This is a genomic window from Xenorhabdus siamensis (assembly GCF_037996745.1).
GTDB classification, from domain to species: domain Bacteria; phylum Pseudomonadota; class Gammaproteobacteria; order Enterobacterales; family Enterobacteriaceae; genus Xenorhabdus; species Xenorhabdus indica.
In genome coordinates this window covers 23,590-35,935 of sequence record NZ_JBBMXE010000019.1, presented here as the reverse complement: position 1 = coordinate 35,935, position 12,346 = coordinate 23,590, and the positions used below count along the sequence as shown (strand labels likewise).

The 12,346-nt window shown below is 41.8% G+C and carries 7 protein-coding genes and 1 pseudogene; 4 read left to right on the top strand and 4 right to left on the bottom strand.

The annotated features are described in order from the left end of the window. Positions 1-60: 60 nt before the first annotated feature. From phoP to AAC852_RS17945, 3 genes are all read left to right on the top strand, one after another. Positions 61-732, top strand: coding sequence for a two-component system response regulator PhoP (phoP, locus tag AAC852_RS17955; RefSeq protein WP_047679600.1), 672 nt, complete (start codon positions 61-63; stop codon positions 730-732). Between the two features lie 4 nt (positions 733-736). After that, a complete protein-coding gene (gene phoQ / locus AAC852_RS17950; RefSeq protein WP_340622161.1) occupies positions 737-2,272 on the top strand; it encodes a two-component system sensor histidine kinase PhoQ in 1,536 nt (511 codons plus the stop codon). A 122-nt stretch (positions 2,273-2,394) separates the two neighbouring features. Next, positions 2,395-3,516 carry a ribosomal protein uL16 3-hydroxylase gene (locus tag AAC852_RS17945; protein WP_340622160.1) on the top strand — a complete coding sequence of 374 codons (1,122 nt, stop codon included), beginning with the start codon at positions 2,395-2,397 and terminating at the stop codon, positions 3,514-3,516. 145 nt (positions 3,517-3,661) lie between these two features. On the opposite strand, the gene cobB is transcribed toward AAC852_RS17945, so the two are convergent. The 4 genes from cobB to lolC all read right to left on the bottom strand — a co-directional run bounded on the left by cobB (position 3,662) and on the right by lolC (position 7,811). Next, positions 3,662-4,480: a Sir2 family NAD+-dependent deacetylase gene (gene cobB / locus AAC852_RS17940; protein WP_340622159.1), complete on the bottom strand. Its 819-nt coding sequence runs from the start codon at positions 4,478-4,480 to the stop codon at positions 3,662-3,664. 187 nt (positions 4,481-4,667) lie between these two features. Then, complete coding sequence (lolE, locus tag AAC852_RS17935; RefSeq protein WP_340622158.1) at positions 4,668-5,915, bottom strand: lipoprotein-releasing ABC transporter permease subunit LolE; 1,248 nt, start codon at positions 5,913-5,915, stop codon at positions 4,668-4,670. After that, the gene (lolD, locus tag AAC852_RS17930; protein ID WP_340622157.1) at positions 5,915-6,616 is read right to left on the bottom strand and encodes a lipoprotein-releasing ABC transporter ATP-binding protein LolD; all 702 of its coding nucleotides are present in this window, start codon (positions 6,614-6,616) and stop codon (positions 5,915-5,917) included. The genes lolE and lolD overlap by 1 nt, the downstream gene beginning before the upstream one ends. Further along, the gene (lolC, locus tag AAC852_RS17925; protein ID WP_340622156.1) at positions 6,609-7,811 is read right to left on the bottom strand and encodes a lipoprotein-releasing ABC transporter permease subunit LolC; all 1,203 of its coding nucleotides are present in this window, start codon (positions 7,809-7,811) and stop codon (positions 6,609-6,611) included. The genes lolD and lolC overlap by 8 nt, the downstream gene beginning before the upstream one ends. 993 nt (positions 7,812-8,804) lie before the next feature. On the opposite strand from lolC, the pseudogene mfd reads away from it, so the two are divergent. Beyond that, a pseudogene (gene mfd / locus AAC852_RS17920) lies at positions 8,805-12,244 on the top strand (transcription-repair coupling factor). Positions 12,245-12,346: the final 102 nt, after the last annotated feature.

Below are 12,346 nucleotides of genomic sequence, written 5' to 3'. Positions count from 1 at the left end.
GACTATCTGGCTATTTAAGATTTATTTGATAAATTTTACTGGTTAGCATAAGGAATCATTATGCGAATATTAATAGTTGAAGATAATGCGTTACTTCGCCATCACTTAAAAGTACAGCTCCGGGATATTGGCCATCAGGTTGATGCTGCCGAAGATACAAAAGAGGCAGATTATTACCTGAAAGAAAACCATCCTGATGTCGCAATCATTGATCTGGGATTACCAGGAGAAGATGGTTTGAGTTTAATTAAACGCTGGCGTAGCGATCATATTAATATCCCCATTCTCATTCTCACTGCCCGTGAAAGCTGGCAAGAAAAAGTGACTGTGTTGAACGCCGGAGCAGATGATTACGTTACCAAGCCTTTCCAGCTAGAGGAAATTAATGCACGTATACAAGCCCTGATGCGTCGTAATAGCGGATTAGCATCTCAAGTTGCCGAATTACCACCGTTTTTAATCGATCTCTCACGTAAGGAGTTTTCTGTTAATGGTAAAAAGATAAAATTGACCGCCTTCGAATATACGATTATTGAAACCTTGATGCGTAATAATGGTAAAGTTGTCAGTAAGGAACTATTGATGAGGCAGTTGTATCCTGACGCTGAATTACGTGAAAGTCATACAATTGATGTATTAATGGGGCGTTTAAGAAAAAAAATACTGAACGAATGGCCGGATGAGGTTATTGTTACTGTCCGTGGCCAAGGCTATCGTTTTGATGTGAAATAGCGTAATGTTTAAATTACCGGGAAAGCATGTCTCTCTGAGAACACGATTTCTCATGGCGACGACAGTTATTATTCTCGCATTGACTTTGCCATATGGGATTGTCGCCATTGTCGGGTATTTAATGCGTTTAGATAATGATACTTATGCTATACTCAGTAACCAGAGTAATTTATTTTATTCCCTTGCCAGATGGAAAGAAAATAAGCTGGATATTCTTTTACCTGTAAACTTCCACACAGATAATCGCTCATTAACCCTGATTTATGACGATAAAAATAAAATTCTCTGGCGTCAGCATTACGCACCAGAACTTGAAAAAAGAATCCCCTCTAGCTGGCTAAAAAAGAATGGCTTATATGAACTAGAGGCTTATTATGCAGATATAAATTCTAAACTATATTCTGAGTCAGACAATAAACACACAACAAATAACCATGCTGACACCAATAAGAAGAACAATATCAGCAAAAAAAACAAGAGTGGCAATAACAATAAGGTTATTACCAATAGTGATAACATAGATGAGAAAGAGCTATTAACTTATTCCGTTGCTATCAATATTTATCCGGCCACTGATACTCTCCCTGCAATGACCATTGCTGTTATCAATACCCTTCCACAGAATATACTACCGTCAGAAAAAATCTGGGAATGGTTTGGATATGTATTGATTGCCAATCTGATTTTAGTTGCTCCATTGATCTGGCTTGCGGCTGACTGGAGCTTACGTCCGATTAAGTCGTTAATCTTTCAAATAAGCTCTCTGGAAAAAGGTGAACGTGAAGAATTAGACGAAAACCCCCCATCCGAATTAAAAGGTTTGATTAAGAACTTGAATGCATTATTGGACAATGAGCGTCAGCGTTATACGAAGTATCGAACAACCTTATCTGATTTGACACATAGCCTGAAAACTCCCCTGGCGGTGCTGCAATCCACACTCCGTTCCCTTCGCTCAAGTGAACAGATGTCCATTGAACAAGCTGAGCCAATCATGCTTGAACAAATTGACCGGATTTCCCAACAAATTGGTTATTACTTACATCGAGCCAATATATACAACGATCATAACCTCATTCTAAAAAAAGTTTTTTCAGTTCCAACCTTACTCGATAGTCTTATCAATGCATTAACAAAAGTTTATCAACACAAAGGTGTCAACATCACTTTAGATATTTCCCCTGAACTGACTTGGTTAGGTGAAAAAAATGATTTTTTAGAAGTCATTGGGAATATTTTGGAGAATGCCTGTAAATATTGTCTGGAGTTTGTCGAAGTAACTGCTCTGACAGGTGAAAATTTCATTACCATTATTATCGATGATGATGGGCCAGGTGTTCCTCCCGATAAACGCAGTATCGTTTTCGAACGTGGACTAAGAGCAGATACATTACGTCCGGGACAAGGATTGGGGTTATCAATCGCCTCAGAAATTGTGGAACAATATGATGGTAATATCAGCATTAGCAATAGCCATTTGGCAGGTGCCAGAGTGAGTGTAACCTTCCGAAACCAACGGATAGCGAGCAATGCTTCCTGACAACCCTCATTAACAACTCATGTTTAATGGGAGCAGGCTCGAAATATTTCATCCCAATCTGATAACTCGATTGACTATCCGTTATAATAACCAAAAATTTTCTTGTCACTCAGGATATCACCATGAATTATCAGCTGAATCTGGACTGGCAGACGTTTTTGCAGAATCATTGGCAAAAACGACCACTGCTGATCAAACAGGGTTTCCAGCAATTTATCGACCCACTTTCGCCCGATGAACTGGCTGGATTGGCAATGGAAAACGAAATCGATAGCCGTTTAGTCAGCCAGAAAAACAGTCGCTGGGAAGTTTCTCATGGGCCATTTGAAAGCTATGACCATCTGAGCGATAAAAATTGGTCACTACTCGTACAAGCCGTTAATCATTGGCATCACCCCTCCTCTGCACTGATGAAACCATTCCGTGTACTTTCAGACTGGCGGATGGATGATTTGATGGTTTCTTTCTCTGTTCCGGGCGGCGGTGTCGGCCCTCATCTTGATCAATATGATGTATTTATCATCCAAGGGCAAGGTCGCAGACGCTGGCGTGTTGGCGACAAGATCCCGATGAAACAACATTGTCCACATCCCGATTTATTACAAGTTGAACCTTTTGAAGCCATTATTGATGAAGAAATGCTGCCAGGAGATATCCTTTATATTCCACCTGGTTATCCACACGAAGGTTATTCCATTGAAGATTCACTAAATTATTCTGTAGGCTTCCGCGCCCCGAATGCCCGTGAATTATTTAGTGGTTTTGCCGACTATATTCTGGCAAATGAGTTAGGAAGCCACCGTTATAGTGATCCTGAACTGACATTCCGTGATAACCCCGCGCTCATTCAGGAAAAAGAACTGACCACCTTGCGTGCCATGATGCAGGATTTACTGGATCAACCTGAAACATTCCAAAACTGGTTTGGCGAGTTTATCTCTCAGTCACGTCATGAACTGGATATTGCTCCACCAGAACCCCCCTATGAAAGTGACGAAATCTATGAATTACTCAAACAAGGTGAAAGCCTGACTCGTCTGAGCGGATTACGTGCTTTGCGTGTCGGTGATAAATGTTTCGTTAATGGCGAACAGATGGATACACCTCATTTGCAAGCGGCTGATGCGCTTTGCCAATATGATCGTGTCAATGCTGATATTCTGGGCGATGCCATTGATGATGTATGCTTTATCAGCTTGCTTACCGCTTTAGTTAATAGTGGTTATTGGTACTTTGATGATTAACCGATCAATGACTAAATCAAATTTTAAGTTTTATTAAAGCCGTATCGGTGAAAAAGCAGAACCAGTGAGTGCCCCAGTCACATCGCTAACAATGTGGCTGGGGAGCATGGCTGAATATCGCTAAAGATGTGTAACTGAGAAAAGATCAATCTATCTGCTGGAGTAGTGATTGAATATATTGAGTGACTATTTGGCTGGCATTACCATAGAGTTTTTCATCAAACATACTTTCAACCTGACTAGGCTCTAAATTCAGCTCAACAGTATGTGCACCGGATAACTTCGCTTCATGCACAAAACCTGCCGCGGGATAAACGTGACCGGAAGTACCAATAGCAATAAAAATATCTGCCTTAGCCAAAGCAGAATAAATCTGCTCCATTCCTAGTGGCATTTCCCCAAACCACACAACATGGGGACGCAGTAACGAGGGAAATTGACAGCAATGACAGCGATCTTCCATAGACAGTTTCGATGTCCACTCAATAACCTGCCCAGATTGACAGCAACGGACTTTCAGGAGTTCACCATGCATATGAATAATACGCTGGCTTCCCGCTCGTTCATGCAAGTTATCAATATTTTGCGTCACTAACAGAAAGTTATCACCCAGTTCTTGCTCAAGTTTTGCCAAAGCGTAATGTGCAGCATTGGGCTGGATTTCCGGCTGTTGTAGCTGCTCTCGACGTGCATTATAAAATTCCTGAACTAATTCAGGATCACGTTTAAACCCTTCAGGTGTAGCAATATCTTCAACACGGTGCTCTTCCCATAAACCATCAGAAGAGCGAAAAGTTCTGATCCCTGACTCAGCGGAAATACCCGCTCCAGTCAGTACCACCACATGGGGATTTTTTATTTTATTTGCCAAGCGAATATCCCTGTAAAAAATTTGCCTATGAAATCGCTGACGCCGCAGTCGCCTAATCTTACAGAATTTACTGAGCCGATGAATAACACGCATATGACCATCTCCTTAAACTACTCCTTTTTGAAGACCAGTGACTTTTTAAGATCAGTTTCTTTAGGAACATTTCCTCAGTATCTGTGAATTTTACTGCTGTTCCATCCGGGACATGTTCAAGCCATCTTTTCTGCTCAGTTAACTCCGTAAGATAACGCGCTTAGGTAATAGTTGATACTCTGGAATATTATTGACCACTCAAAATCCGCGCTGGATCAAGTTTACTGGCCCGACGAGCAGGATACCAACTGGCTAACAAGCTCAAGATAAGAGCTGTTGACAACACATAGACAATATCCATGGCATGTAACTCTGACGGCAAAAAATCAATAAAATAGATATCCCCGGAAAGGAATTGATGCCCGAACAATCTCTCCATCCCTTTAATGATAGCCGTCAAATTAAGCGATGTGAAAATTCCGACAATGACGCCAATGATACTACCAACCATACCAGTCAGTAATCCATACCATAAAAAGATCGCCCTGATATGACCATCTTTGGCACCCAATGTACGCAGGATAGCGATATCACTGCTTTTATCTTTGACAGCCATAATCAGCGTTGAAACGATATTAAAACAAGCCACCCCAATAACCAGGATCATAGCCAGATACATGATGCCACGTATCATCTGAATATCGTTATACATGTAACCGTAATCTTTGATCCATGTACTGATATAAACATATCTTCCTGTTGCTTTACCTGCATCCAAAACTCGCTGTTCTGCGGCAAAAACATTGTCAGCTTTGATAGCAATGCCGGTAATACCATCACCATAATCCAGATATTGTTGCGCATCAGATAATGGAACCAAAGCTAAACGATGATCCAATAAGCCACTCAACTGAAAAATTCCGGCAACCTGTAAACGGAGCCGTTTAGGTTGTAATAATTTCAGACTCGGATCGCTATTAGGTATCATGACTGTTAACCAATCACCTTTCTTCACATTTAGTGAACTTGCTACTCCTTGCCCTAAAATCACCTGATGTTTTCCCGCCTGAAATGTTTGCCAAGATCCGTTGCTAACAAATTGAGGCAAAGCACTGACATCGGGCTCAGTGGAAGGTTCTACTCCACGTACTTGAACAGCATGGAGTTTATCACCTCGCTCCATCAACCCGGTAAATTCGATGTAAGGTGATGCTCCTACAATACCCGGTGTTCGTTTTACTTGTTCAAGTGCTTGTTCCCAATGCTGAAAAGGTTGTTCCACTGCAAAAATTTGCCCATGTGGTACAACAGAAAGTACCCGGTTTTTCAATTCACGTTCAAAACCATTCATAGCACTCAATCCGATAATCAACACCGCAACACCGAGCATAATTCCCATTGTCGAAATAATTGAGATGAGAGAAACCATCCCCGCATAACGACGACCCCGGCTGAAACGTAATGCAGTGAACAATGCAAGAGGCAGATTTGCCATTACATTTCCCCCATTAGGGTTAATTCATCCTGTAAATATCCGTCGCGCATTTCTACCTGACGAGCCAATCGGTCAGCCAATTTCAGATCATGAGTTACTACCAAAAATGCCGTACCTTGCCGTTGATTCAGTTCTTTCAAAAGCTCAAAGATACTGTCAGCATTACGTTGATCAAGGTTGCCTGTCGGTTCATCTGCCAGCACTAATGAGGGTTCATTGACTAATGCACGGGCAATGGCAACTCTTTGACGTTCTCCTCCTGATAATTCAGAAGGCCGGTGGTGTGCCCGATTGTCCAATCCCACTGCCGCCAACATGTCCAATGCCTTTTGTTGAGCCTGACGTTTTTTACCTCCGATAAGTAATGGCATAGCGACATTTTCTAGTGCATTGAAATCAGGTAGCAGATGATGAAACTGGTAAATAAAACCAATTTCACTGTTCCGTAATTGCGCTCGTCTGGAAGCAGACATCTTATTAAGAGATTTTCCCTTGAAAATAACTTCACCAGCGGTCGGTGAATCCAATCCACCAAGTAAGTGCAACAGAGTACTTTTGCCAGAACCAGAGCTCCCGACAATTGCCATCATTTCTCCCTGTTGCATAGAAAAAGTGACGTTTTTTAATACCTCGGTAGAAACCTGCCCTTCCTGATATTTTTTGCACAAATGATGACATAACAATAAAGGTTGGTTACTCATAACGTAAAGCCTCAGCAGGTTGGATGGCAGCCGCGCGCCAGGAAGGGTATAAAGTTGATAGCAACGAGATAAACATGGCAATAATGGCTATTATTACCACTTGAACAGGTTCAATGGCGACAGGTAACTGCACACCTTCAGTCATCAGGCCGATAACGGGCATTAAATTATTTAACTGACTGGAAAGCAGTATTCCCAATCCCGTTCCCAGTAAAGCACCCATGATACCCGCTCCTGCTCCCTGGATCATAAAAATAGTCATTATCTGACGACGGGTCAGCCCTTGTGTCTGCAAAATAGCAATCTCTCCTTGTTTTTCCATCACCAATAAAGAGAGGGAAGTAATAATATTGAAAGCAGCAACTGCAATGATCAGGCTAAGCAATAATCCCATCATATTTTTTTCCATTCGCACAGCCTGAAAAAACTCGCCTTTACGTTCACGCCAATCTTTCCAGATTAAATCTTTTGGCAGTGGTTGCTGACTCAGTTCATCTACTTTTAATGGCTCATTGAGGTACAAACGCCAGCCCGTAATATTATTAACGGGATAACGTAAAAGACGAGCTGCATCTTGCTGATTAACCAACATTTCTGTGTCATCAACTTCACTGTTAGCAAAGAATGTTCCAGCCACCGTAAATAAACGCTGACTGGGTATCCTCCCCATTGGAGTTAGTTGACTGGCACTCGGCACAATAACACGAATTTGATCTCCCCGTTTTACTCCCAATCTTGCCGCCAATTTTTCCCCTAAGATCACGGAATAACGACCAGGCTGTAATTGGCTAGGGTCAACATTGACCGTATATTTTGCCAATGGAGTATATTCACCTGGCATAATGCCCAACATCACTCCGACACCCACATTACGGGCACTTTGCAGCACAACATCCCCCTGAACAATCGGCTCGATACGGGTAACCCCTTTTAATCCTGAAAGTTGGCTATCAGGGTATTCAACAGGATTAATTGAACCTTTTTCTGAAGTAATGATTGCCTGAGGCATAAAACCCAAAATACTGGCTTCCAATGAACGCTCAAAACCGTTCATCACTGATAACACAGTAATTAATGCAGCCACTCCCAATGTGATGCCAATGGCTGATAACCAAGAAACAAAGCGGCCAAACTTATCGACCGCTCGTCCGCGCATATAGCGCAATCCGATAAATAATGAGACAGATTGAAACATGGAGTCCGCCATATCAAATAAATCTGTTTAAAAATAATAGATTAATAAATAAGATCATATTTCGCCTCTATTTTTTGAACATTTTACGTACAAGCCTAACATCCCTATAATTCATTTATTGCATATTATCACTGTTTGATTGAGGATTGCTTATCACCTCTCCAAGTTGGAGATAAAAATGGTCAAATTTTAACTTATAAATTAATTTCTTCATTTTGAGACATTATTGATGACCGGGCATACAAATTATTTATAAATATATGAACATTATCACTCTTAGGAATTCAAACCAAGGAATACTGGACAAGTATCTAAATCATTTACATTCATAAGGGGACAACCACTTCATAATAAATAGACCTCATTTCGGTTTCACTCCCTTATAAAAAACTTTAATCTATTTATAACCCTTAGAAATTTTCTGCCCTTCTTTATTTATATTGACTGCATTCGGAAATTAACTAATCGATGAATGATTTCAAAAATATATATTTATATTTTCAATAAAAGTTAAGCATTAAACCTAAAACTTTTACCAAACATTCTCTTAAAAAATCAACATACAAAACGACTATGTTTTTAGATTGCCAGCTTCATTAAATATATCTTTAAAGTAAAAGCAATCACTTCTTCTGATAACAAATTTTTACCGTACATATAGGTATTATTTATGAATCTTATTTAAAATCCTTATAGATTTCATTGAATAATATTCATTTTTTTACAGTAATTGATTTTTTTCTTTCTACAGTCGATATACCCGACCGTTCATCAATCAAAACACCAAATCTGTCACGCTCCTGTTGCCAAAGCAAAGTGTTCAGGGATAATAAAGGGGAGTTGTACCTTCATGGAGCCATTCATACTTCGGTTCTGTGTTTTTTACTTTCTCTCAACCTTGCCTCTCAACCTGCCAGCGTATTTATTGTAAAGGCTACTGGGTTAAAAATGTGTTGGGAATGGACTGAATCTTAGAGAACACATTAAACGCTTATGTCAGCAAAATATCGTTATCAACTTCCTGAACGTCGCGGTGATATCCGCCAATTAGGCCACCTAATCGGCGCTGCTTGTGCCATAGAATGCGCCGAAATCATTGAACGTCACTCAGGGCTTGTTCTGCTTGTAACAAAAGATATGCAGAATGCCTTACGGTTACGTGATGAAATTCCACAATTCACCCATGCCCCAATAAACTTACTGTCAGATTGGGAAACATTGCCTTACGATAGTTTTTCACCCCACCAGGAAATCATTTCAAACCGTTTATCTACGCTGTATCAATTACCTTTCATGATGAAAGGTGTTCTTATCTTACCTGTGAATACATTAATGCAGCGGGTTTGCCCGCATGAATACCTCAGAGGGCATGCTTTGATCATGCATAAAGGGCAACGACTTTCCCGTGACAAATTACGTGCTGATCTGGAACAAGCCGGTTATCGCAGTGTGGATCAAGTGCTTGAGCATGGTGAATTTGCCACACGTGGCGCCCTGTTTGATCTCTTCCCTATGGGGAGTGAACACCCTTACCGTATCGATTTTTTTGATGATGAAATCGATAGCCTGCGCACTTTTGATGTGGACAGCCAACGTACACTCATGGAAGTAGATAAAATCAGTTTACTGCCTGCCCATGAATTCCCTACAGATAAAGAAGCTATCGAATTATTTCGCAGCCAATGGCGTGAGCAGTTTGAAGTTCGCCGTGATGCTGAACATATTTATCAACAAGTCAGTAAAAAAACACTACCGGCAGGTATTGAATACTGGCAGCCATTATTCTTTGAGCAACCTTTATCCACACTCTTTGATTACTTGCCAGAAAACACCCTGCTTATTACACAAGATCTAATGGCAACAGCCGAACGTTTTTGGCAGGACACAGGACAACGTTTTGAGAGCCGTAAAGTTGACCCAATGCGGCCATTATTGCCACCTGAACGAATTTGGCTTCCTGTCGATAAGCTATTCGCTGAATTGAAAAACTGGCCCCGCCTCCAAATCAGAAACGAAGAACTGCCACAAAAGGCCGGGAGTATCAATCTCGCTTACCAGCCTTTACCCGATATATCCGTTGCTGCGCATCAAAAAGCCCCTTTGGATAAAGTGCGCCGTTTTATAGAGCAATTTAACGGTAAGATCATTTTTTCAGTGGAAAGTGAAGGACGCCGGGAGTCTGTAAACGAATTACTATCGCGGATCAAAATTCACCCAATAAAAATACAACAGTTGGCGGATGCCAAGGAGCCGGGCTGTTTTTTAATGATCGGTGCAGCAGAACAAGGCTTCGTTGATGAGGAGAAAAAACTAGCCCTGATCTGTGAAAGCGATATGCTTGGTGAACGAGTGAGTCGCCGCCGTCAAGATCACCGTCGCACAATCAATACTGATACTTTGATCCGTAACCTTGCAGAATTGCGTCATGGTCAACCCGTTGTACACCTTGAACATGGTGTTGGACGCTACCAAGGGCTAACGACACTGGAAGCAGGCGGAATTAAGGCTGAATACCTCATCCTGACCTACTCCGGGGAGGACAAATTGTATGTCCCCGTCTCCTCCCTACACTTAATCAGTCGTTACGCTGGAGGAGCAGAGGAAAATGCGCCTCTGCACAAACTTGGTGGTGATGCCTGGAATAAAGCACGCCAGAAAGCAGCAGAAAAAGTCCGTGATGTCGCGGCTGAGTTACTGGATGTATATGCACGGCGTGCCATTAAGCCTGGTTTTGCGTTTAAGCACGATCGGGAGCAGTATCAACTGTTCTGCCAGAGTTTCCCGTTCGATACAACACCGGATCAAGAACAAGCCATCAATGCCGTATTAAGTGATATGTGTCAGCCCATCGCCATGGACAGGCTGGTATGTGGTGATGTTGGTTTCGGTAAGACAGAAGTGGCAATGCGTGCTGCTTTTACCGCTATCAATAATAATAAACAGGTCGCTGTTTTAGTTCCGACTACTCTACTGGCTCAACAGCATTATGACAATTTCCGCGATCGTTTTGCGAATTGGCCTGTACATATTGAAGTTATGTCCCGATTCCGCAGTGCTAAAGAACAGCAACAAGTTATAGATATGGCAGCAGAGGGGAAAGTCGATATTATCATCGGCACTCATAAACTGTTACAGAATGATCTCCGTTGGAAAGATCTGGGATTGTTGGTTGTTGATGAAGAACACCGTTTTGGTGTTCGTCACAAAGAGCGTATTAAAGCTATCCGCGCAAATGTTGATGTTCTGACTATGACAGCAACCCCTATTCCGCGAACACTCAATATGGCAATGAGTGGTATGCGAGATTTATCAATTATTGCCACACCACCAGCGCGTCGACTGGCAGTGAAAACCTTTGTGCGTGAATATGATAGCTTAGTGGTTCGAGAATCTATCCTGCGTGAAATTTTACGTGGTGGTCAGGTTTATTATCTTTATAACGATGTTGAGAATATTGAGAAAGCAAAAAATCGATTGGAAGAATTAGTTCCTGAAGCCAGAATCGTTGTCGGCCATGGGCAAATGCGCGAACGTGATCTGGAACGGGTCATGGCAGATTTTCATCATCAGCGTTTTAATGTGCTGATATGTACTACGATTATTGAAACAGGTATTGATATTCCTACAGCCAATACCATTATTATTGAACGCGCAGACCATTTTGGTCTGGCTCAATTGCATCAATTGCGGGGACGTGTTGGCCGCTCCCACCACCAGGCTTATGCTTATTTACTGACTCCTCATCCAAAGGCGATGACCACAGACGCCCAGAAACGGCTGGAAGCAATTGCCTCCCTTGAAGATCTGGGGGCAGGATTTGCACTGGCAACTCATGATCTGGAAATCAGGGGAGCTGGTGAACTTCTGGGCGAAGATCAAAGTGGTCAAATGGCGAGTATCGGTTTCACTCTCTATATGGAATTACTGGAAAGTGCGGTTGATGCACTCAAAGATGGGCGAGAGCCATCACTTGAGGATCTCACCACTAACCAGACCGAAGTAGAATACGTATGCCAGTACTTTTACCCGATGATTATATTCCTGATGTGAATATGCGCCTTTCTTTCTATAAACGTATTGCGAGTGCTCAAAATGATGATGAGCTGGCAGAATTGAAGGTTGAATTAATTGACCGATTCGGTACATTACCTGCTCCGGGCCGACAGTTATTGCAATCTGCTTCTATCCGCCTGACAGCCCAAAAGTTGGGAATTAGACGCATAGAAGCCCATGAGAAAGGTGGCTTTATTGAATTTAGCCAAAACAACAAAGTGGATCTCAATTACCTCATCAAATTATTGCAAACTCAGCCCAACATTTACCGACTAGACGGGTCATCTAGATTAAAATTCATGACTGATTTAACCGAAAGGACAACACGTTTATCGTTCGTCCAAATATTATTGGAAGCATTCGAACAAAATCAGATATAACAGCGACTATACCCAATAAATTTCGAGTGGTGTCGCGGCGGCCAGGAAACCAATCCCCAGGAGCATAGGCAACTATGTGACTGGGGCGCAGTTCTTTTTTGA